Source organism: Sphaerisporangium sp. NPDC049002 (assembly GCF_040649355.1).
Lineage (GTDB): Bacteria > Actinomycetota > Actinomycetes > Streptosporangiales > Streptosporangiaceae > Sphaerisporangium.
In genome coordinates this window covers 46,310-68,360 of record NZ_JBEZFH010000016.1, presented here as the reverse complement: position 1 = coordinate 68,360, position 22,051 = coordinate 46,310, and the positions used below count along the sequence as shown (strand labels likewise).

Below are 22,051 nucleotides of genomic sequence, written 5' to 3'. Positions count from 1 at the left end.
CCGGCCGCGTCACAGACGGCCGCGCAGGACGGTCCCGAGGTGGTCGCGACACGGTATTTCACCGCCTGGCAGGCCGGTGACTTCACCACCATGGCCGGGCTGGTGGACAACCCTCCGGCCGACTTCGCGGACCGGCACCGGCGGTTCAGCGCCGATTTGCGGATCGCGTCGCTGTCGCTCAGTCCGGGCGCTCTGCGCCGCCAGGGCGGGGAGGCGGCCGAGATGCCCTTCCAGGGGGTCCGGGAGGTGACCGGGCTGGGCCGGTGGCCGTTCTCCTCGGTGCTGCGCCTGGCGTCCAGGGACGGGGCCTGGAGGGTGCTCTGGGCCCCCGAGACGCTGCATCCCTCCCTCAAGGACGGCGGGAGCCTGCGACTCAAGGAGGCCCAGGTCAAAAGGCCCTCCACGCTCACCCGCGAGGGCCTGCCGTTCCCGCCCGACAGCAGGGCGGGCGACTACGTCACCGGGCTGGACGCGACGGTGGTCACCCTGAAGCTGGAGGAGGCGCCCTCGGGCCGGGTGCTCCTGGCCACCCCCACCCCGCCGCAGTCGGGAACGCGGAGCACGATCTCCCAGAAGGTCCAGGCCGCGGCGGCCCGCGCGCTGGACGGCGTCGGGCAGCCCTCGGCGATCGTGGCCGTGGACGCCCGGTCCGGTCAGGTGCGCGCTGTGGCCGACACGCTGGGCGGCAGGCGGGCGTTCAACGGCCTGTACCCGCCGGGTTCGGCGTTCAAGGTGGTGACCTCCGCCGCCCTGTTCGGCACCGGGCTGACCCCGGAGTCACCGGTGGCGTGCCCGGGGAGCTACACCATCCCGAACGCCAGGACCTTCACCAACGACGGGGGCGCCGACCACGGCGCCGTGACCCTCACCACGGCGTTCGCCCTGTCCTGCAACACCACGTTCGTGCGGCAGACCTACGAGCGGCTACGTGACGACCGGCTGCGCGCCGAGGCCGCCGACCGCTTCGGGTTCCGCGAGAAGCCCGGCCTGAGCTTCTGCCGGATCCGGCCGTACAAGGACTTCAACGAGCTGGGCTCCGACGCCATCGGCCAGAACTCGGTGCAGGCCAGCCCGCTCTGCATGGCCGAGGTGGCCGCCGCCGTCGCGAGCGGTGTCTGGAAGCCCGCCATCATGACGGACACGCCCCCCGCCGACGCGCCGGCCCAGGTGCCCCTGGACGGCGGCGTGGTCTCCGGTCTGCGCGCGATGATGGGCGCCGTCGTCACCAGGGGCACCGCCGCGCAGGCCGGCCTCCCCTCGGGCACCGCCGGCAAGACCGGCACCGCCGAGGTCGCCGGGGCCAGGTCGCACGCGTGGTTCATCGGCTACCGGGGCGACCTGGCGTTCGCGGTCCTCGTCCAGAACGGCGGCACGGGCGGCGGCGTGGCGGCGCCGATCGCCGCGAGGTTCCTCAAGGCCCTGTAGACGGGGCGACGTCGGGAGCGCGTTCGAGGTCGCCGGTCTCGCCGGCCCGCAGGGCTCGGCGGCCGAAGAACACGACGTACGCCAGGAACGCGGCCTCGGCGGCCACCCCGATGCCGACGCGCGCCCACGTGGGCAGGGATGAGGGGGTCACCATCGCCTCGATCAGCCCCGACACCAGCAGGACCACGACCAGGCCGAGCGCGACGGCGACCACGGCCCGCCCCTGCTCGGCCAGCGCCTCCGTACGCTTCCTCGGCCCCGGGTCGACGGCCGTCCAGCCGAGGCGCATGCCGACGGCGGCGGCGAGGAAGACGGCCGTCAGCTCCAGCAGGCCATGCGGGGTGATCAGGCCGAAGAAGACGTCCAGCCGGTCGCGGGAGGCCATCAGCCCGGCGGAGACGCCGACGTTCGCGGCGTTCTGCCAGAGGATGTACGGGATCGGGATGCCGAGCAGCACGGACGTGGCGATCACCTGCATCGAGACCCAGGCGTTGTTGATCCACACCTGCCCGGCGAACGCCCCCGCCGGATGCTCGGAGTAGTAGTCGGCGAAGTCGTGCTCGACGAGTTGCTTGATCTGCTCAGGCCCGGCGATGGCGGCCTGGACGTCGGGGTTTCGCGCGACCCACAGGCCGACCGCCAGGGAGACCAGCAGGAACACCGCCGAGGTGATGGCCCACCACCACCGCGCGCGGTAGGCGACCACCGGGAAGGAGACGGTGAAGAAGCGGACGAACTCCCGCCAGGCCGGCGTGTGCGCCCCCGTGACCGCCGACCGCGCCCGCGCGACGAGCGCCGAGAGCCGCCCCACCAGGAGCCGGTCGGAGCCCGTCCTGACGATGGACAGGTGCGTGGCGACGCGCTGGTAGAGGTCGACCAGCTCGTCCACCTCGGGCCCGCTCAGCGAGCCCCGGCGCCGCACCAGGGCCTCCAGCCGGTCCCACGTCGGCTTGTGCGCGGAGACAAACGCGTCGATGTCCACGCACGAGAGCCTATTGGGCCGATGGATAGGGTGGGGGACGTGGCAGATGTCGTGACCGGCGAGGCCGTGGTCGTAGAGGTACGGGTGGCCCAGTTGCCGAGCCGGGCACTGGCGCTGTTGATCGACATGGCACTCCAGCTCATGGCCGTTTTCGGGCTGAGCCTGCTGATGGGCATGCTGTCGTGGGTCGCCGAGGAGGCGGTCGCGGTGGCGCTCTCGATCCTGCTGAGCGCGCTGGTCATCGTGGGATATCCGGTCATCTTCGAGACGCTCAGCCGGGGCAGGAGCCTCGGCAAGATCGCCATGGGCCTGCGGGTCGTCAGCGACGACGGCGGTCCCGAGCGTTTCCGGCAGGCGCTGTTCCGCGGCCTGTCCGGGCTCCTGGAGTTCTGGATGTTCTTCGGCGCCCCGGCGCTGATCAGCTCGCTGATCTCCCCGCAGGGCAAGCGGCTCGGCGACGTCTTCTCGGGGACCATCGTGATCTCCGAGCGGTCCCCTCGCCAGGCCCCGCCGCCCGAGATGCCCGCGCCGCTCGCCCGCTGGGCCGGCACGCTGGAGCTCTCCCGCCTGCCCGAGGACCTCGCGGCCACCGCGAGGCAGTACCTCTCGCGCTGGCACCAGCTCTCGCCGGCCGTCCGGCACGACATGGGGACGCGGATCGCCGCCCAGTTCGCGTCCTTCGTCTCGCCGCCTCCCCCTCCCACCGCGCCTCCCTACGCGTACCTGGCCGCGGTGCTCGCCGAGCGCCGCCGCCGCACGGAGTTGCGGCTGGCGCGCCAGATGCGGCAGAACTCCTCGCCGTACGGCCTCGCCGCCCCTCCCCTCGGACCCCCCGCCCCTCCCGTCGGACCCCCCGCCCCTCCCGTCGGACCCCCCGCCGCGCTCGCTCCGCCGCCGGCCTTCTCGTACGTTCCGCCGACCCGCGTCCGGCCGTCCCCAGCAGGGGAATCGCGGCCGACGCCCGGTGGTTTCATCCCTCCGGCGTAGATTTTTCGCAAAGCCGACGCATACATAGGGCAACCACGGGCACGGGATGTTCCAGCGGGCTACTGGGGCATTAGCCCGCTACGTGGGAACGGGTATGGCCCGGTGCGTGAGGGAGAGGTCGCACCGGCCATACCCACCACTCAGGCCGGCAGCACCCGGGCGTATCTCGGTTGAGCGTCACCTCGTCCCCCCGTCCGCGGGCTGTCCGATCGGGAAGTGGCAGGCCGTCAGGTGCGGGGCCCCTGCCGCCATGGTCCCCTCCGGTACGGTCCCCTCCGGTACGGTCCCCTCCAGCGCGGGCTGCTCGGTCGCGCAGATCTCCTGGGCCCTCGGGCAGCGCGGGTGGAACCGGCAGCCCGACGGCGGGTCGATCGGCGAGGGGACGTCGCCCGTGAGGATGACGCGCTCGCGCCGGTCGGCGACGTCCGGGTCGGCGACGGCCGTGGCCGACAGGAGGGCGTCGGAGTACGGATGGCGGGGGTGATCGTACAGCTCGTCGGCCTCGGCCAGCTCAGCCAACCGGCCGAGGTACATCACCGCGATGCGGTCGCTGACGTGCCGCACCACCGACAGGTCCTGCGCGATGAAGAGGTACGTCAGCCCGTAGTCGTCCTGGAGGTCCATGAGCAGGTTGAGGATCTGGGCCTGGATCGACACGTCGAGCGCCGACACCGGCTCGTCACAGATGATCAGCCGGGGCCGCAGCGCGAGGGCACGGGCCACGCCGATGCGCTGCCGCTGGCCGCCGGAGAACTCCGCGGGGAATCGGTCGTGATGCTCCGGGTTGAGCCCGACGCGTTCCATCAGCTCCGCCACCGTGCGCCGCCGCTCCTCGGGGGTGCCGACGCCGTGGATGACCAGGGGGTCGGCGATGATCGAGCCGGCCCGCCTGCGGGGGTTCAGCGAGCCGTACGGGTCCTGGAACATCACCTGGATGTCCCTGCGAAAGGGCCGCATCGCACTTCGCGACAGGTTGGTGATGTCCTGACCGTCGAAGGTGACGGTGCCGGAGCTCACGGGGTGCAGCCCCGCGATGCAGCGGGCCAGCGTGGACTTGCCGGAGCCGGTCTCGCCCACCAGCCCCAGGGTCTCGCCGGGCGCCAGCGTCAGGCTGACCCCGTCGACGGCCCGCACCTGCCCGACCGTACGGCGGAACACGGTGCCCTCACGGATCGGGAAGTGCTTGACCAGGCGGTCCACCTCCAGAAGGTTCACCGGTCCTCCGTTCGCGGGATCCGCGTTCGCTCGGCTTCGTTCGCGGGATCCGCGTTCACCGGGGCCCGGTCCCCGAGGCGCGCAGCCGTACGGCCTCCGCCTCCTCGCCGAGGCCGATGGCCTGGTGGGGAAGCCAGCAGGCCGAGGCGTGGTCGCCGTCGCCGGTGACCCGCGCGAGGGGCGGGCGCTCGGCCGCGCATACCGGCATGGCGTAGGGGCAGCGCGGGTGGAACGCGCATCCCGACGGCATCGCGATCATGCTGGGGGGCCGGCCGGAGATGGGCCGGAGCCTTCCCTCCCGCGTGCCCGTGCTGCCGGGGATCGACTCCAGCAGACCCTTTGTGTAGGGGTGATGTGGCCGGTAGTAGATCGTGCGCCGGTCGGCCCGCTCCACCGGGACCCCGGCGTACATCACCACGACCTCGTCGGCCATCCCGGCGACCACCCCGAGGTCGTGCGTGATCAGCAGCAGCGCGATGGCGAACTCCCGCTGGAGGCGGGTGATCAGGTCCAGGATCTGCGCCTGGACGGTCGCGTCGAGCGCCGTGGTGGGCTCGTCGGCGACCACGAGCTTGGGGTTGAGCGCGAGCGCCATCGCGATCACCGCCCGCTGCCGCATGCCGCCCGAGAACTGGTGCGGGTAGTCGTCCACCCTGCGGTCCGGCCGGGGGATGCCGACCAGGCCCAGCAGTTCCACGGCGCGCCGCCTGGCCTGGGCGCGGCTCACCCCGGAGTCGTGGGCGCGGATCAGCTCCGCGATCTGCCTGCCCACCTTGTACAGCGGATGCAGGCTGGTCAGCGGATCCTGAAATATCACGCTTATCTCGGCGCCTCGGATCTGCCGGAGCCGTTCCTCGCCGAGCGCGAGAAGGTCCACGCCCTCGAAGACCGCGCTCCCCGAGATGTCGGCCTCGGGAAGCAGCCCGAGGATGGCCTGCGCGCCGACCGTCTTGCCGCTCCCCGACTCCCCGACGATCGCCAGCGTCCGGCCCGGCTCGACGCCGAACGACAGGCCGCGGACGGCCTGGACCAGGCCGCCCGCGGTCGGGAACCCGACCGTGAGGTCTTTCACTTGGAGAAGGCTCATGGGTCGGCGGGTCCAGCCAGAGGTCGGTGAGGTCGAAGATTGCTCTGAATGAAGGAACCCATCCCGGAGGGGTGCCTGTCGAGGGCGGTTACCCAACCGTTGGCGAGGCGCGACCCGCAAGTGATGCCGATTCGATGATGAAATGTCAGCGAATCGCGACACAACCGTCCAGCGGGCCGGGGGCACGGTCCTGGCCTGCGCCGATGATCGTGAGACGGTCAGGGCGGAGTGAACAACGGGTGTCAGGAGCCGAAGCGCCACGATCGCAGGTAGTCGCTCTGGAAAGCGGTGAGCACGTCGATGTCGATGCCCGCCGCCGCGAGCTTCAGCCGCGCGACCTCCGCGTCGATCTCCGCGGGCACGTCGTACACGCCGGGCGCGAGCCGTACCCGCTCCTCGGCCAGCCACGCGACCGCCAGCGCCTGGGCGGAGAACGACATGTCCATGACGGCCGCGGGGTGCCCCTCGGCGGCGGTCAGGTTGACCAGGCGGCCCTCCGCGAGCAGCAGCAGCCGCCGCCCGTCGGGGAGGACGTACTCGTCGGTGTGGGGCCGCACCCCGAGGTGCACCTCCTGCGCCATGCCCTCCAGGGCGCGCACGTCGATCTCGACGTCGAAGTGGCCGGCGTTGGCGAGCATGGCGCCGTCCTTCATCTCGGCGAGGTGCTCGCCCCTGATGACGTCGCGGTTGCCGGTGACAGTGATGAACAGGTCGCCCGCGCGCGCCGCCTCGGCCATCGGCAGCACCTCGTAGCCCTGCATGCTTGCGTCCAGCGCCTTGACCGGGTCGATCTCGGTCACGATGACCCGGGCGCCCTGCCCCCGCGCCCGTTCGGCCACGCCACGCCCGCAGAAGCCGAACCCGGCGACCACGATCGTGCGGCCCGCGAGCAGCGTGTTGGTCGCCCGCATGATGCCGTCGAACGTGGACTGGCCGGTGCCGTACCTGTTGTCGAACATCCGCTTGGTGCGGGTGTCGTTGACCGCGACGACCGGGAACCGCAGGGCGTGCTCGGCCGCCATCTGACGCAGCCGGATGATGCCCGTCGTGGTCTCCTCGCACCCGCCGGTCACCCCGTCGAGCAGCTCGACACGCTCGGTGTGCAGCGTGTTGACCAGGTCGCAGCCGTCGTCGAGCACGATATCCGGCCCGATGTCAAGGGCCTGGTGGATGTGCCGGTAGTAGGTGTCGCGGTCGACGCCCGCGCGGGCGTACACCGCCATGTCGTACGCGCGCAGCGCCACCGCCACGTCGTTCTGCGTGGACAGGGGGTTGGACGCGGCCAGGGCGATCTCGGCCCCGCCGGCCTTCAGCGCGCCGACGAACACCGCCGTCTCCGCGGTCACGTGGAGGCACGCGGCGATCTTCAGGCCTTCGAGCGGGCGCGCGGCGTCGAACCGCTCCCCGATCGCCCGCAGCACGGGCATGGAGCGAAGCGCCCAGTCGATCCGCCGCTCGCCCACCTCGGCGAGCGACGCGTCCGCAGAATCCACAGTTTCCCCTGTCCCCCTGTGTGGCGAAAGGTCCCCGCGCGACCTCTCGCGGGGACCTCGCCTGGCCCGAAGGCCGGTCGATCAGTAGCGGTAGTGGTCGGGCTTGTACGGGCCCTCGACGTCGACGCCGATGTACTCGGCCTGCGCCTTGGTGAGCTGGGTCAGCTTGACGCCCAGCGCGTCGAGGTGGAGCCGCGCGACCTTCTCGTCGAGGTGCTTGGGCAGCACGTAGACGCCGATGGGGTACTCGTCGGTCTTGGTGAACAGCTCGATCTGCGCGATCACCTGGTTCGTGAAGGAGTTGGACATCACGAAGCTGGGGTGGCCGGTGGCGCAGCCGAGGTTCATCAGGCGGCCCTCGGCCAGCACGATGATCGAGTGGCCGTCGGCGAAGGTCCAGGTGTGGACCTGCGGCTTGACCTCGGTCTTCACGATGCCGGGCAGCTTCGCCAGGCCGGCCATGTCGATCTCGTTGTCGAAGTGGCCGATGTTGGAGACGATCGCGTTGTGCTTCATACGGCTCATGTGGTCGGCCGTGATGATGTCGAAGTTGCCGGTCGTGGTCACGAAGATGTCCGCGATGCCGACGACGTCGTCGAGCGTGGTGACCTGGAAGCCGTCCATGGCCGCCTGGAGCGCGCAGATGGGGTCGATCTCGGTGACGATCACGCGGGCGCCCTGGCCGCGCAGCGCGTCGGCACAGCCCTTGCCCACGTCGCCGTACCCGGCGACCACGGCGACCTTGCCGCCGATGAGGACGTCGGTGGCGCGGTTGAGGCCGTCGATCACGCTGTGGCGGCAGCCGTACTTGTTGTCGAACTTCGACTTGGTCACCGAGTCGTTGACGTTGATGGCCGGGAAGAGCAGCGAGCCGGCCTTGAACATCTCGTACAGGCGGTGGACGCCGGTCGTGGTCTCCTCGGTGACGCCCTTGATCTCCTTTGCCACGGCGGTCCACCGGCCCTCGGAGGACACCGTGCGGCGGAGGAGGTCGAGGATGATCTTCCACTCCTCGGGGTCGCTCTCGGAGGGCGAGGGCACGGCCCCGGCCTTCTCGTACTCGGCGCCCTTGTGGACGAGCAGGGTGGCGTCGCCGCCGTCGTCGAGGATCATGTTGGGGCTGCCGCCGCCGGGCCACGTGAGCGCCTGCTCGGTGCACCACCAGTACTCCTCCAGCGTCTCACCCTTCCAGGCGAACACCGGCACACCCTTGGGGTCGTCGGCCGTGCCATCGGCGCCGACGACGACCGCCGCGGCGGCGTGGTCCTGGGTGGAGAAGATGTTGCAGCTCACCCAGCGGACGTCGGCACCGAGCGCCACCAGCGTCTCGATGAGCACGGCGGTCTGGATGGTCATGTGGAGCGAGCCCATGATCTTGGCTCCGCTCAGCGGGCGCGCCTCGGCGTACTCGCGGCGGATGGCCATCAGGCCCGGCATCTCATGCTCGGCGAGCTGGATCTCCCTGCGGCCGAAATCAGCGAGCGCAAGGTCGGCGACCTTGAAGTCCATAGTGTGTTTCCCCTCAACCCGGTCAGTGCGTCTCTGCGAGTTTAAGAGGCACGCGCACCCCAATGCATCCCCAGATCTGCGAACCTGACAAAAGAATGTAAGATTCGGGTCCATGCGCATCACTGAGGCGGCCAAGCGGCTGGGGTTGTCCCCCCGGATGCTGCGCTACCGGGAGGCCCTCGGCCTGCTGCCCCCGACGCGAGAGCGCGGCTCCCACCGGCGGTTCGGTCCCGAGGAGCTCGCGGCGGTCACCCAGGCCATGGAGCTGGAACGACGGTTCGACGTGTCGCCCGCCGAGCTGGCGTTCGGCATGCGCGTCCTCAGCGAGCCCGCCGTCGCCCAGGCCGTGCGCGACCTCGGGCTGCGCATCGGCCGCATCCACGCCCCGCGCCGCGCGCTCGACTTCGAGAAGGAGAAGGCCCTGCGCCTGCTCCGCCGCGACCGCTGACCACGGCGGAGCGACACCCCGCTCAGGAGTGGGCGTCCCGCTCAGGAGTGGGCGTCCCGCTCAGGAGTGGGCGGCGTCGCCCGCCCCGTTCGGCGAGGCGGTCGCCTGGCCGGCACGGTAGAGGTCGGGCTCCAGGTAGATGACCCGGGCGATCGGCACGGCCTCACGGATGCGCCGCTCGGCCTCGTCGATGCCCTTGGCGATGTCGGAGGCCGTGTCGCCGTGCTCCACGGCGATCTTCGCGGCGACCAGGAGCTCCTCGGGGCCGAGGTGCAGGGTGCGCAGGTGGATGACCCTGCTCACCTCGGGGGCCCCCTCCAGCGCCTCGCAGATCTTCTCCTCGATCTCCGGGACGGCGCTCTCACCGATGAGCAGGGACTTGGTCTCGATCGCGAGGATCACCGCGATGATCGCCAGCAGGATGCCGATCATGAGGGTGCCGACGCCGTCCCAGACGCCGTTGCCCGTGACCACGGACATCGTCACGCCGAAGAGCGCGAACAGCAGGCCCAGCAGGGCTCCGAAGTCCTCCAGGAGCACGACCGGCAGCTCGGGAGCCTTGGCCCTGCGGATGAAGTTGAACCAGGAGACCTCGCCCCTGACCGTGTTGGACTCGATGATCGCGGTTCGGAAGGAGAACCCCTCGGCGACGATCGCGAAGATCAGGACGCCGAAGGCCCAGATCGGGGACTCCACGTGGTGGGGATTCGCGATCTTCTCGATGCCCTCGTAGAGGGAGAAGACCGCGCCGATCGTGAACAGCACGACCGCGACCACGAACGCGTAGAAGTAGCGCTCGCGGCCGTACCCGAAGGGGTGCTTGCGGTTCTCGCGCTTCTTCGACCGCTTGTCGCCGAGCAGCAGCAGCGCCTGGTTCCCGGAGTCGGCGACCGAGTGAACCGACTCGGCGAGCATCGACGACGACCCCGTGAAGACGAACGCCACGAACTTCGCCACCGCGATCGCCAGGTTCGCCCCCAGCGCCGCCATGATCGCCTTGGTACCGCCGCCCGCGCTCACCCGCAGTCTCCACCCATCTGTAACGCCGTTCTCTGACCCCACCGTAAAGCGGTCAACGAGATCTTATTGGGAAAGTCTTGCCTTAAGTTCCGCGATGGCGCTCACGGGAGTCGGATCGATGCCGAACCCCAGTGCCAGGTAGACGCTCGCGTAATCGACGAGACCCACCAGCGAGGCCAGCCTCTCCAGCGGGTGCGCCCCCTCGGCGGTGATCTCGGTGACCGGCACCCCGCGGTCTTGCGCCAGGCGCACCGACATCGCGCGCCGCTTGCTCACCTGGGGATGCTCCTCCAGGTCGCGCAGCACGATCAGCCGCAGGGCCAGGGAGGGCTCGTCGCCGAAGATGTCGCGCTGGGCCAGCGGCCCGTCGAAGGCCACCACCTGGTTGTGATCGGCCTCGGGGATCTCGCCCCAGATGGCGGGGTACTTGGCGTTCTCGTTGAGCTGGGTCGCCAGCCGGTACGCGGCCGCCGTCGCCACCGGCGAGGACCCCCAGACCATCGGGATCGTGTCGGCGATCTCCAGCGCCAGCGTCTTGCCGGGGTTGATGAACGACTCGCTCGACGGCCGGCAGCGGTGCGCGATGTCCTCCAGGCGCTTGGCCGTGGCCTCGACCGCGTCGGCGTTCACGTCGGCCAGCCCGAGCGCCGACGCCACGGCGACCAGGGGCATGGTCAGCCCCCAGAGGTTCGCCCGGGGCAGCCGGACCGCCCCCTGGACCGGCACCACCGGCAGGTGCGGCGCGGACGCCTGCTCGGCGATCGCCGCCAGCGGCGACCCCGCGCGTCCGACGGTGATCAGCCGGCACCCCCGGCGCACCGCCTCAAGCGCCAGGGTCCTGGTCTCCTCGGTGGTGCCCGAGCTGGACACGGCGATGACCAGGTCGGCGGCGCCCACCCAGCCCGGCAGCCGGTAGGAGCGCACGGTCACGATCGGGATCGGGACCCCGCCTCCGCACACGGCGGCGAGCATGTCGCCGGCGATGGCGGAACCGCCCACCCCCGCGATCACGACCGCCCGGGGACGGTCGCCCACGGACATCCGGGAGACGCCCGCCTCCAGCGCGCCCCGGTGCGAGGTGCGGACCTGCGCGCCGGAGGACGCCACCGCGGGCAGCATGCCCGCGGGGTCGCCCTCGGTCAGGAGCGCCGCGTCATCCAGCCGCTCGGGCTCGAACGAGCTCACGCCTTGCGAGCCTCGTCGACCAGCAGCACCGGGATGTCGTCTCGAACGGGGTAGACCAGCCCGCACGTCTCGGAACTGCAAGCCAGCTCATCGCTCTGGGTGACAGCGTTGAGCGGTGACTTGCAGGCCGGGCAGGCCAGGATGTCGAGCAACCAATCGTCGATCTTCACGTCAACTCCTCACGACGGCGAGGACCTCATCTCGGGTCGCCGCCATTAGCTTCTCGTCGGCCGCCTCGGCATTCAACCGAAGGAGCGGCTCTGTGTTGGACGGACGAAGATTGAACCACCAGCCGGACCCCGACACGGTGAGACCGTCGAGCTCGTCCACGGTCACCCCCTCACGGCCGGCGTACCGCGCGCGGACCCGCGCCAGCGCGGCCGCCTGGTCGGCGACGGTGCTGTTGACCTCACCGGACGCGGCGTACCGGGAGTAGCGCGCGAGCAGGTCGGACAGCGGGCGATCTTGCTCGCCGAGGGCGGCCAGCACGTGCAGCGCCGCGAGCATGCCGGAATCGGCGAACCAGAAGTCGCGGAAATAGTAGTGGGCGGAGTGCTCGCCGCCGAAGACGGCTCCGGTGCGGGCCATCTCGGCCTTGATGTAGGAGTGCCCCACGCGGGTGCGCACCGGGACGCCGCCGTTCTCGGCGATGATCTCGGGCACCGCCTTCGAGGTGATCAGATTGTGGATCACCGTGGCCCCGGGATGCTTGGCCAGCTCGCGCACGGCCACCAGCGCGGTAATCGTCGAGGGCGAGACCGACTCACCGCGCTCGTCGACGACCCAGCAGCGGTCGGCGTCGCCGTCGAAGGCCAGGCCGAGGTCGGCGCCCTTGTCGAGCACGGCCTTCTGCAGGTCGCGGAGGTTGCCGGGCTCGATCGGGTTGGCCTCGTGGTTGGGGAAGGTGCCGTCGAGCTCGAAGAACAGCGGGGTCACCTCCAGCGGGAGACCCTCGAACACCGTGGGGACGGTGTGCCCGCCCATGCCGTTGCCGGCGTCCACGACGACCTTGAGGGGCCTGATGCCGGAAAGGCCGACCAGGCCGCGCAGATGGGCGGCGTACCCGTCGAGCAGGTCGCGCTCGGTGACCGTGCCCGTGCGCCCGCCGGTGCTCTGGACGCCCGAGGCGAGCAGCTCGGCGGCGCGGTCGCGGATCCGCACCAGGCCCGTGTCGGCCCCGACGGGGACGGCGCCCGCGCGGCACAGCTTCATCCCGTTGTAGCGGGCGGGATTGTGGCTGGCCGTAAACATCACGCCGGGTAGCCCCAGGCTGCCGCTGGCGTAGTAGAGCAGATCGGTCGAGCCGAGCCCGGTGTCGACCACGTCGGCGCCCCTGCCTGTCGCCCCTCGGGCGAAGGCCACGGCGAGGGGGCCGGAGGACGCGCGCATGTCGTGTGCCATGACCACGGCGCCGGCTTCGAGGACCTCGACGAAGGCGGCGCCCACGGCCTCGGCGGTCTTCTCGTCGAGCTCACCGGGGACGACGCCACGGATGTCGTACGCCTTGAAGATCTTGGCGAGGTCGCCCACTGCCGCTCCGCACCTAGTCACGTCTGTTCTGACCGAGCCTACTGCGTTCCTCCCGGGCCTTTCACGGTGATCGGGAAGCGTCCGGGGCCGACGTGGGCGGGGATCTTTCCGGGACGCGGGTGGGGATCTTTTCCGGGGAGGCCGGTGAGAAGCTTTCCAGGGAGGCTGGCCAGAAGCTTTTCGGGGAGGTCGGTGAGGAGCTTTCCGGGCAGGTCGGTGAGGAGCTTTCCGGGGAGGAGGGCGCGGAGGCCGGGACCCGGCGGCGGCCTCAGCGTTCGAGGTTCTGCTGGGCGGACCGCAGGACCCGCAGGTGACCGCGCCGGCCGACCTCCACGCCCTGCCCCACGGGCTCGCCCGTCGAGGGCGTGGGCCTGGCCGCCTCGCGCACGGCGTTGGCGAGGGCTTCGAGATCGTCGGTGCTCGGTTGCCCCGCCTCCGACGGCAGCCGGACGACCTCCCACCCACGCGGGGCCGTCAGCCGCTCCGCGTGGTCCGCGCACAGGTCATAGCAGTGTGGTTCGACGTACGTCGCCAGCGGTCCGAGCACAGCGGTCGAGTCGGCGTAGACGTACGTGAGTGTGAAGACGGCAGGCTGCCTGCAGGCGGTACGGGAACAGCTGCGGACGGGGCTCACGGAGGGACCGTATCCGGTCCGCGTTCACATTGCCACCACCTGGCAGCTCTTAACGAGCGTGTCGCCACAATTCGGACACTTGCCGTCCCTTTACGGGCTGTATGGCGGGTCCTGAAACCGCATGGCGGACAGCCCGTTCGACGGGACGTCAGGGAGTGGGGCGCGGGACCAGAGAACCACGATCTAGGCTTGCTGTGTGAGTTCGGCCCCCGGCGGCAAGCCCCGCCCCAACGGCCCGCGGCGGCGCGACCGGCACGGCCGCGGCATGCGCGGTCCGCTGGCCCCGTCGCACGTGCCCATCGCGCGCTCCCGCAGCGAGCGTTTCGACGATTTCGTGCTGGACGCGGTCGACCGGCTGAAGCCGAAGTGGGGTGGGCAGCTCTCCTCCGTCGAGTTCGCCGTCGAGGAGGTCCCCCCGGCCGACGAGCTGATCGACGGGCCGGGCAGGCTCTCGTCCGACCCGATCCCCTTCGGCCGGGTCCAGCCCGCCGAGAGCGGCAGTCCGGCGGTGGTCGTGGTCTATCGCCGCCCGCTGGAAGCCAGGGCCCGCGATCGCGACACTCTGAGCGCGCTCGTGCACGACGTCGTGGTCGAGCAGGTCGCCAACCTTCTGGGCCTGTCGCCCGAGACCGTGGACCCCGGTTACGACGACCGCCACTGAGCGCGGCCACGCGGTCAGGGCAGCACCACGGTGGGCGCCTCGGAGATGCTCGGCACGATCGCCCAGGTGCGCGCGAGGGCCAGGGGCTGCGTCGTGACGAGCAGCCCGTCGGGGGCACGCTCGTCCATGACCCGCCCGCCGTAGACCGGCCCGGAGCCGGGAAGGGGCAGCACGACCACGCTGAAGTCCCCCCGGACCCCCGGAGGGGCCAGCTTGATCTCCTTCGTGCGCGACGCGGGGATCTCCACCTCCACGGGCGGGGGCGCGGCGCCCTTGAACGGCAGCGTCTGCACGCGCACCTTCCCTGCGGCGCCGGGCGCCGAGAGGACCAGCCGGGAGGAGATCTTCTTCCCGGCGCGGTTGTCGGCGACCACGCTGCCGATGTCGATCGGCACCGCTCCCGCGCTGAACGCGACGTCCTGCTTGGTGCCGGTGCCCGTGGCCATCACCCCGGCCACGATCGGGACGTCGGCGGTGAGCACGAGGGCCGACGGCTGCCCGCCGATGCCGGTCGACAGGTCGAGCGAGGCCGTGGACCCGGCGGTCACGTCGAGCGACTCGCGGTTCTTCATGGCGTAGAACCCGTCGGCCGTCAGCGCCTTCACATGGACGGTCGTGTCGGCCTCCCCCGGCGCGGTGACGTACAGCTCGCGCAGCCCGCCACCGCCGGGGATGCCGGGGACGACGACGCTGGTCGCGGGCTCGGCGGCGGCGGGGAGCCAGTCGGTGCCCTTGCCCTTCCCGAGGACCGCCCGCGCCGAGGCGGCCACGCGCCCGCTGATGGTGCGCACCTCCACGGCCATGACCAGGGGTGAGGGCGCGAGGTCGCGCACCCGTACCGCGCGGTGCTCCCCAGGCTTGAGCACGAGGCCGTTGCCTGAGTCGTTGACCACGGGACCCTCGCCGGCGTAGACCATGACCTCAAGGACGGCCTGGGCGGCGTCCGCGTTGGCGAGATAGAGCACGACGTCGGCGGCGGCCGGGCCAGGGCCGACGAACCACGCGCTGGAGCCGGGCTCGGCGCACCGCACCCCGGCCAGCCCGCGCGCCGTGCCATCGGCCTTGCGGGTGGTCTGCGCGGCCTCCAGCCCCGCCGCCATCGCGCCGACGCCGGCGACCTCCAGCGGCCCCGACTTCGCGGGCAGGTCGCGCTGCCACAGCAGGCCGGGCTGGTCGAGGCTCGCCAGCGGCGAGGTCTCGGCCCTGACCTCGGAGATCGTGGTACGCCCCGCGCCCTTGCCGCCGGGCGGGGTGATCGTGCTGACCCGCGCGCCGCCCGGGTCGGGGCAGACGGTGGAGACCGTCTCGACCGCGACCTTGTGCGGGGTGACGGCGGGCACGGCGGCGACGCCGGGACGGGTCACGGACGCCACGCCGAACAGGGCCGTCAGGGCGACCAGGACCAGGGCGAGGAATGCGAAACGGTTCTCGATCAGCGCCCTCACCGGACCAGCACTCCCTCGGTCTCGCGCTCCACCGGCATCTCGGCGTACTCGTCGGCGGCCTCCGCGCTCCGCGCGCCCGGAGAGGCCAGGACGAGGACCAGCGCCACGAGCGCGACCTGCACCCAGAGCCAGACGTCGTGCCAGAAGGCTCCGTACTCCACGGTGACGCGGCCACCGGCGGCGGGCACGTCGAAGCCCTGTGCCCAGCCGTCGACGGTGCGCCCTGCCAGCGACGAGCCGCCCGCCGTGGCGTTCCACCCGCCGGCGGGCTCGGCCAGCACCAGTGTGCGGGTGCCCTGCCCCACGGGGACCGAGACCGTCAGGCCGCCGCCCGCCGCCTCGGTGTACGGGACGGGCGTGCGCGCCCCGGTCTGGTCCTGGAGGTAGGCCCGGCCGAGGGGCTGGACCATGCGCCACAGCCCGGCGGTCGCCGAGAGGTTCACCCGGACCAGCGCGGGGTCCGCGTCGAGCGAGCGCCGCACCTTGGGATCGACCGGAGCCGGGACGGCGACGAAGCTGACGCCGTAGGTGGCCAGCGTGAGGGCGTCGTCGCCTCCGCGCCCGGAGACCACGCCCGCGACCAGGTCGGAGAGCCGCTGCCGCATCGCGCCGGAGACCGGCAGGTCGGTCTCCCCCAGCAGAGGAGTACGGCCGCGCAGCACGGTGAAGGTGAGCCGCCCGCCGTCCTCCGAGCGGAGCACGACCGTGCCCTCGCCCTCGGAGGAGCTCGCGGCGGCGAAGTCCGTGATCACGCTGGGCACGCCGCGCTGGAGCGGCCCCCGCACGCCTTCCTTGATCCACAACCCCGCCACGGCGACGGGCGAGGCGCAGGCCACAAGGACCATGAACGCCGCGCCGACCCTGCGCAGGCCCCCGGCCTGGTTGAGCTCGATGACGCGGTGCCCGGTCAGCGCCGCCGCCACGATCAGGCCCGTGGCGGCGAACGCCAGCGGCACGCCGGGCCAGGCGGGCGTGCCCTCCACGGGGACGCGGCTGGCCACGATCGCGACCAGGACGCCGAAGACCGTGACGCCCCATCCGACGATGACGACCATCTGGTGCCGCCGGAACAGCAGGGCCGCCAGCGCGGCGGCGATCAGGCCCCCGGTCACCCAAACGGGCGGCACGCCGGGGCCGCCGGGGCTGAGCAGCAGGAGGGCTTCGGCGGTGAGCCGGGGGTCGGCCAGCTCGGGGCGGTGCAGCCCGGCCTCCAGCAGGATGCGCCCGGGGTCGCCCGCGATCTGGACCAGCCAAGGGAACAGCAACACGATCGGCACGGCCATCGCGATGCCGAGCGAGAGGCCCACCCCGCGCCGCACCCCGCCGAAGGACACCGCGGCGAGGCCGCCGAGGACCGCGACGAGCACGTAGACCAGGGGCGCGAACGCCGTGCCGACCGCCAGCAGCAGGCCGAGGGCCCATGCCGCCCGGCGCGCGACGCGGCGCTCTCCCATGATGACCCGGGAGGCCAGCGCGGCGTAGGCGGGGAGCAGGACGAAGACCACCGCCGTGCCGAGCCTCCCGCCCGCGACGGCTCCTGTCGCCACGGGAAGCAGCGCGTACGAGGCGGCCAGCCAGACCCGGGCCAGCGGGTAGGAGATCATCGAGCGGGTGGCGACGTAGGCGGACAGGCCCGCGAGCGGCACGCAGCCGAGCAGCAGGACCGAGACCGCGAGCCAGGTCTTGCCGAGGAAGATCGTCGACAGGGCCGCGAGGACCGCGACGTACGGCGGCGCCCAGCCGTCGGAGCCGAGCCCGCTGGCGTGGTAGCCCGAGGTGTAGAACTGCCACAGGTCGGAGGCGCCGCCCACGACGGGCACCAGCGCGCCGCCGCCGAGCAGGCCGCCGTAGAGCAGGGATCGCTCGGCGGCCAGCGTGACGGCGACGAGCGCCAGGCAGAGCAGCACGCCGGGGTTGCCGAAGACGCGCTGCATCAGGCCGGCGTCGGTCAGCAGCTCGTCGCCCTCGTCGCCCTTGGACGGCTCGGAGATCACCGCGTGGTGCCGCCCGGCGGAGTCGATCGGCCCGGCCCCCGACAGGTAGTTCTGGACCATGTCGGCGAGGCGTCTGTAGGCCATGCCCGAGGGCGTGAGCAGCCGCTTCACCTTGGGATAGCCCTGTTTCCTACCCTGCTTCCTCGCCTTTCGCGCCTTCATGAGACGGCGGGGGGCGGCCAGCACGGAGACGAGCGCGACGACCTCGTCGAGGGCGTTGGCCGGCTGCTTGGCCAGCAGCAGCAGAAGCGTGCGGAACACCGAGCCGAAGATGTTGCGCACCAGCGACCACAGCAGCGACCGGAAGGGCAGGTTCGCCATGATCACGAACATGGCGTTGCGCCGGTCGAGCCTGCGCGGATGGTCGGTGCTGGCGGTCATGCGGCGCCTGCGCCGGGTCGCCGCCTCGGCGTGCCAGGCGACCGCGTCGGTGACGGTCAGCACGTGGTAGCCGGCGGCCGTGACCCGCCAGCACAGGTCGAGGTCGTCGCGGAAGAGGGGCAGGCCGGGGTCGAGACCGCCGAACTCCTCCCACACGTCGCGACGGATCAGCATGCCCGCCGTGGACACCGACAGCACCTTGCGGACGCCGTCGTGCTGCCCCTGGTCGTACTCCCTGGGCTCCAGGCCGGTGTCACGCCGGCCCGACCGGTCGACCGTGACGCCGACTTCGAGCAGGATGCGGCGGTCGAGCCAGTCGCGGAGCTTCGGGCCGAGGATGGCGACCTTCTCGTCCTCGGCGGCGGCCCACAGGAGCGCTTCGAGCGCCCGCGGGTGGGGCGCGCAGTCGTCGTGGATCAGCCAGATCCACTCTTGGCCACCCGTGCGGGGCAGCCGTTCGAGCACCGCCGCCACCGCCTCGCCGAAACCGGTCGAGCGAGGCAGGGTCAGGACGCCGTTGGCGCCGAGGGCCTCGGCGAGGAGCTTCCCGCTGCCGTCGCGGCTGCCGTTGTCGACGCCGACGAGCCTGTCGAGGGGGCGCGTCTGCCGGAGCACGCCTTCCAGCGACTCCCTCAGCCAGCGGGCGCCATCGTGGGCGACGATGATCGCTGTGACGGATTGACGCGGCGGGTGCACGGAGGTGGTGTCCTTGGGGGCTCGTGTGGCTTGCGCCGATCACGATACGGCACCCCGAGCGCGCCGGGTCTGCCACTCTCCCAATCAGGTCCAGATCACCGACCGGAGCTCACGTCCCCTCGCCCGGCCTCCGGCTATGGCCCCCCTAGACCCTAGCCGTTCGGCCGTGACCGTGATCGCTCAGTGTCGGTCGTCGTATCTCAAAACGTAACCGTCGCCTTCCGGCGGTTACGGTCTCTCAGCCGGCCTCTCGCTTGATCCGGCGACGCTCACGCTCGGACAACCCTCCCCAGATCCCAAATCTCTCATCATGCTGTAGTGCGTACTCCAAGCACTCGGCCCGCACCTCGCAGGACCGGCACACCTTCTTGGCCTCCCGGGTAGAACCACCCTTCTCCGGGAAAAACGCCTCCGGATCCGTCTGCGCGCACAACGCGCGCTCCTGCCATCCCAGCTCTTCCGCGCCGAGCACCTGTGCCATGACCAGATCGGTCAATGCACACCTCCTGCCGATCGCCCGCCCGCTCCGCAACGGAGCCCCCCTTTTGAACACCTTCCTCAATACCCACCCTGTGAAAGGCGTAACAACACAGTTGTAATTACACGCGTGTGCCGCGTGTGGCGTCAAGCAGCATGGCAGTATCCGGGGAAAGACCAGCTCACCCCGGTATGCGGGCCTTGGCGGAATATGTGGCCGTCTTCGGCGTATGCCGTCTACGCGGGACCCGACGGCGTTCTGATATCCCCGATCTTCAATGCCCTCAGCGGTCGGAACCGTACCAGCGTGATCCCTGATCAACACCTGGACCTGCCGGTTCTCTACCGCCGCTTTCCTCTGGCCTTGCCTGGGCCGACCGGTCGGGGGCGTAGATGGCGGTCGGATCGATCGGCTCGTCCCGGTGCCCCTGCGACCCGGGCGGGGGCATGGGGGCGTTCAGCGGGTCGTTCTGGAAGGCCTTGGGGTCGAAGCGGACCGTACTGTCCACGGCGACATCCTCCCAGGCCGGCTGCTGCGGCTGGTACGGCTGCTCCGCCGCCTGCTGGTACGGCCGGTCCTGCGACTGGGGATAGCCCTGATCCTGCGACTGGGGGTACGCCTGGTCCTGGGGCTGGGGGTAGCCCTGGTCCTGCGGTCGCTGGTACGGCTGGTCCTGGGCCTGGGGATACGGCTGCTCCTGGGCCGGCCGGTACGGCTGCGCGTCCGCCGGGGGCCGCGAGTAGCCCGAGGAGTCCCCCGCCGACTGCGGGTGGCCGAACGGGCTGCCGCTGTAGCCGGGGGTGTAATCCGGCGTCCTCACCGGATGCGTGCCGGTGGCGTACTCGCCCTGGGTGCCGCCGCCGTCCGAGGGCGACCCGGCCTGCGACTGCTGGTAGCTCTGCGCCTGCTGGTAGGCATGCGCGATCTGCTGCTGGCGCGCGTCGGCGGCCTCGGCATACAGCGGGGAGGGCTCGGGCCGGCGGCCGAAGTCGGCGCCGGAGTAGCCGCCGTACGGCTCACCGGCCTGACCGTACGGGCCCGCCTGCGGGCCGGTCTGACCGTAGGACGGGGAAGGCTGGTCCAGCGGGCTGGGCTGCGGGCTCGGCTGGGAGTAGACCTGCGTCTGGTCCATCGGGTTCGCCTGCGGGCCGGTCTGGCCGTAGGACGAAGACGGCTGGTCCAGCGGACCGGACTGACCGTAGGACGGAGAAGGCTGGTCGAGCGGGCCTGTCTGTCCGTGGACCGGGGCCTTGTCCAGCGGGTTCGTCTGCGGACCGGTCTGACCGTAAGACGAAGACGGCTGGTCCAGCGGGTTCGTCTGCGGACCCGTCTGACCGTAAGACGAAGACGGCTGGTCCAGCGCACTCGGCTGCGGACCCGTCTGGCCGTACGGGGCGCCGGCCTGCGCCGGGGGACGGCCGTAGGCGTGAGGCTGGTCGAAGGCGGTCGGCGCCGTGAGCGGCTCGGGCACGGCCTGGCGCGCGCCGGTCGTGAAGGCGTCGTTCATGCCGAAGGCACCCGCGCCCCCGCCCGAGTGCGGGTACGGCGAGCCCGCCTGAGGGGCATACGAGTCGGACCCTTGGGGAGCGTACGGGTCGGACGCCTGCCGGCCCTGCTGCCCGTGCTGGCCCGGCTGGCTCTGCTGCCCCGGCTGGCTCTGCTGGCCGTACGGGCCGGAGGGCTGCGGGGCGTACGGAGACGCGGAGGACGGCCCGTACGACCCGGAGGACTGCGCGGCGGCGGATTCGGCCGGGGCGCTCTGCGCGTACGGCTCGGACTTCAGGGCCGCCGCGTAAGCGTCGAGCGGCTGGGAGTGCTGGGGCGCGTAGGAGGTGTCGCCGAGGGGGCCCGCCTCGTTCGCGGGAACGTACGGCCGCACCTGCCGATCACCCTGCGGCCCGAACTGCTCGCTCTGCGGCTCGAACCGCTGCTCGCCCTGGGGGCCGAACTGCTCGCTCTGCGGCCCGAATCGCTGCTCGCCCTGGGGGCCGAACTGCTGATCACCCTGCGGGGGGAACTGCTGCTCCCCCTGCTGGGCGAACTGCGGCTGGTGCGTCTCGCCCTGCTGGGCGAACTGCGGCTGGTGCGTCTCGCCCTGCTGGGCGAACTGCGGCTGCGGGTAGGGGTCGGGACCCGGCTGCTGCTGGGCGTAGGTCTCCGCGGGCCGCTGGTCACCCTGCCCGTACGGCTGCTGCTGGGGGGCGTACGGAGCCGGGGGCAGCGCGGGAAGCGCGGAGGCGGGGCCGTTCTGGGCGGGCACGTACGGAGCCTGGTCGGGGTGGCCGCCGGGCACACCGTACCCGGGGTTGTCGCCGTGGAGAGGCTGCGGGGGGTACAGCCCCTGGCCGGGCGCGGCCTGCCCGGGCCGCACCGCCGAGGGCGCGCCGGACGGCAGGATGGAGAGCGCGTACACCAGGGCGACCGCGATGAGGGCGAGCGCGGGCACGCCGGTCAGCAGGTACTCGATGATGCTCCAGCCGCCCGTGCCGCCGCCGAGGAGCACGCCGATGAGGCTGATGAAGCCGAAGAGCGCGGCGACCGCCAGTGCGGCGACGGCGCCGAGGTTCACGAGCCGCGCACGCCGGGTCGGCTCGCCTAACCTGGTGACCAGGACGACGGCGCCGATCGCGAGCGCCGGGCGGAGCGGAGAGGTCAGCGCGCCGAGCGCGCCCGCCGACCGGGAGCCGAACGAACCGTCTTCGAGGATCAATCCCAGGGCGGCGACCAGAACCTGTGCGCAAACCACCGAAAGCATGATCAACGCCGCAGGCTCGCGGAGCCGTCCGGGCTCAACTTTCACCACAACTACCCCCCAATGGGTCATACGGCACCCGAAGTTTCGCACATCTCCCCACTTCGAGGACGCCGGACCCAACAACCT

At 71.7% G+C, this 22,051-nt stretch carries 18 protein-coding genes; 4 read left to right on the top strand and 14 right to left on the bottom strand.

Going from position 1 to position 22,051, the window contains the following annotated elements; all coding sequences use genetic code 11:
• Window positions 1-1,425 (top strand): penicillin-binding transpeptidase domain-containing protein (locus AB0B89_RS06295; RefSeq protein ID WP_358548937.1); only part of this gene is annotated, 1,425 nt, incomplete at its 5' end.
• Here the strand turns inward: AB0B89_RS06295 and AB0B89_RS06290 are convergent.
• A complete protein-coding gene (locus tag AB0B89_RS06290) occupies window positions 1,412-2,407 on the bottom strand; it encodes a stage II sporulation protein M (protein ID WP_358548934.1) in 996 nt (331 codons plus the stop codon). The two genes, AB0B89_RS06295 and AB0B89_RS06290, sit on opposite strands and share 14 nt — an antisense overlap.
• A 39-nt stretch (window positions 2,408-2,446) precedes the next feature.
• On the opposite strand from AB0B89_RS06290, the gene AB0B89_RS06285 reads away from it, so the two are divergent.
• Window positions 2,447-3,394 carry an RDD family protein gene (locus AB0B89_RS06285; protein ID WP_358548931.1) on the top strand — a complete coding sequence of 316 codons (948 nt, stop codon included), beginning with the start codon at window positions 2,447-2,449 and terminating at the stop codon, window positions 3,392-3,394.
• Window positions 3,395-3,571: 177 nt separating this feature from the next.
• On the opposite strand, the gene AB0B89_RS06280 is transcribed toward AB0B89_RS06285, so the two are convergent.
• From AB0B89_RS06280 to ahcY, 4 genes are all read right to left on the bottom strand, one after another.
• Window positions 3,572-4,609 (bottom strand): oligopeptide/dipeptide ABC transporter ATP-binding protein, encoded by a 1,038-nt coding sequence (locus tag AB0B89_RS06280; RefSeq protein ID WP_358548928.1) that lies wholly within the window; start codon window positions 4,607-4,609, stop codon window positions 3,572-3,574.
• 55 nt (window positions 4,610-4,664) lie between these two features.
• Entirely contained in the window at window positions 4,665-5,681 is a 1,017-nt protein-coding gene (locus AB0B89_RS06275; RefSeq protein ID WP_358548925.1) for an ABC transporter ATP-binding protein, read from the bottom strand.
• A gap of 257 nt (window positions 5,682-5,938) precedes the next feature.
• Entirely contained in the window at window positions 5,939-7,189 is a 1,251-nt protein-coding gene (locus AB0B89_RS06270) for an adenosylhomocysteinase (protein WP_358548922.1), read from the bottom strand.
• An 81-nt stretch (window positions 7,190-7,270) separates the two neighbouring features.
• Window positions 7,271-8,698: an adenosylhomocysteinase gene (gene ahcY / locus AB0B89_RS06265; RefSeq protein ID WP_358548919.1), complete on the bottom strand. Its 1,428-nt coding sequence runs from the start codon at window positions 8,696-8,698 to the stop codon at window positions 7,271-7,273.
• Window positions 8,699-8,810: 112 nt separating this feature from the next.
• Between ahcY and AB0B89_RS06260 the strand changes: the two genes are divergently transcribed.
• The gene (locus AB0B89_RS06260) at window positions 8,811-9,146 is read left to right on the top strand and encodes a MerR family DNA-binding transcriptional regulator (RefSeq protein ID WP_358548916.1); all 336 of its coding nucleotides are present in this window, start codon (window positions 8,811-8,813) and stop codon (window positions 9,144-9,146) included.
• 60 nt (window positions 9,147-9,206) lie between these two features.
• On the opposite strand, the gene AB0B89_RS06255 is transcribed toward AB0B89_RS06260, so the two are convergent.
• From AB0B89_RS06255 to AB0B89_RS06235, 5 genes are all read right to left on the bottom strand, one after another.
• A complete protein-coding gene (locus tag AB0B89_RS06255) occupies window positions 9,207-10,166 on the bottom strand; it encodes a cation diffusion facilitator family transporter (RefSeq protein WP_358548913.1) in 960 nt (319 codons plus the stop codon).
• Between the two features lie 63 nt (window positions 10,167-10,229).
• The gene (locus AB0B89_RS06250; protein ID WP_358548910.1) at window positions 10,230-11,351 is read right to left on the bottom strand and encodes an SIS domain-containing protein; all 1,122 of its coding nucleotides are present in this window, start codon (window positions 11,349-11,351) and stop codon (window positions 10,230-10,232) included.
• Window positions 11,348-11,521, bottom strand: a complete 174-nt coding sequence (locus AB0B89_RS06245; RefSeq protein ID WP_358548907.1) for a Trm112 family protein — start codon at window positions 11,519-11,521, stop codon at window positions 11,348-11,350. Before AB0B89_RS06245 ends, AB0B89_RS06250 begins: the two co-directional genes overlap by 4 nt.
• Before the next feature lies 1 nt (window position 11,522).
• On the bottom strand, window positions 11,523-12,881 hold the full coding sequence (locus tag AB0B89_RS06240) for a phosphomannomutase/phosphoglucomutase (protein ID WP_358548904.1): 1,359 nt from the start codon (window positions 12,879-12,881) through the stop codon (window positions 11,523-11,525).
• A gap of 268 nt (window positions 12,882-13,149) precedes the next feature.
• Window positions 13,150-13,515, bottom strand: coding sequence for a DUF3499 domain-containing protein (locus tag AB0B89_RS06235; RefSeq protein WP_358548902.1), 366 nt, complete (start codon window positions 13,513-13,515; stop codon window positions 13,150-13,152).
• A gap of 196 nt (window positions 13,516-13,711) precedes the next feature.
• On the opposite strand from AB0B89_RS06235, the gene AB0B89_RS06230 reads away from it, so the two are divergent.
• Entirely contained in the window at window positions 13,712-14,176 is a 465-nt protein-coding gene (locus tag AB0B89_RS06230; RefSeq protein ID WP_358548899.1) for a metallopeptidase family protein, read from the top strand.
• 14 nt (window positions 14,177-14,190) lie between these two features.
• Here the strand turns inward: AB0B89_RS06230 and AB0B89_RS06225 are convergent, their stop codons facing one another.
• The 4 genes from AB0B89_RS06225 to AB0B89_RS06210 all read right to left on the bottom strand — a co-directional run bounded on the left by AB0B89_RS06225 (window position 14,191) and on the right by AB0B89_RS06210 (window position 21,970).
• The gene (locus tag AB0B89_RS06225) at window positions 14,191-15,621 is read right to left on the bottom strand and encodes a DUF5719 family protein (protein WP_358548896.1); all 1,431 of its coding nucleotides are present in this window, start codon (window positions 15,619-15,621) and stop codon (window positions 14,191-14,193) included.
• Complete coding sequence (locus tag AB0B89_RS06220; protein ID WP_358548893.1) at window positions 15,618-18,692, bottom strand: glycosyltransferase family 2 protein; 3,075 nt, start codon at window positions 18,690-18,692, stop codon at window positions 15,618-15,620. Before AB0B89_RS06220 ends, AB0B89_RS06225 begins: the two co-directional genes overlap by 4 nt.
• Before the next feature lie 238 nt (window positions 18,693-18,930).
• On the bottom strand, window positions 18,931-19,173 hold the full coding sequence (locus AB0B89_RS06215; RefSeq protein WP_114031515.1) for a WhiB family transcriptional regulator: 243 nt from the start codon (window positions 19,171-19,173) through the stop codon (window positions 18,931-18,933).
• A gap of 280 nt (window positions 19,174-19,453) precedes the next feature.
• Window positions 19,454-21,970, bottom strand: a complete 2,517-nt coding sequence (locus AB0B89_RS06210) for a hypothetical protein (RefSeq protein ID WP_358548890.1) — start codon at window positions 21,968-21,970, stop codon at window positions 19,454-19,456.
• Between the last annotated feature and the right edge of the window lie 81 nt (window positions 21,971-22,051).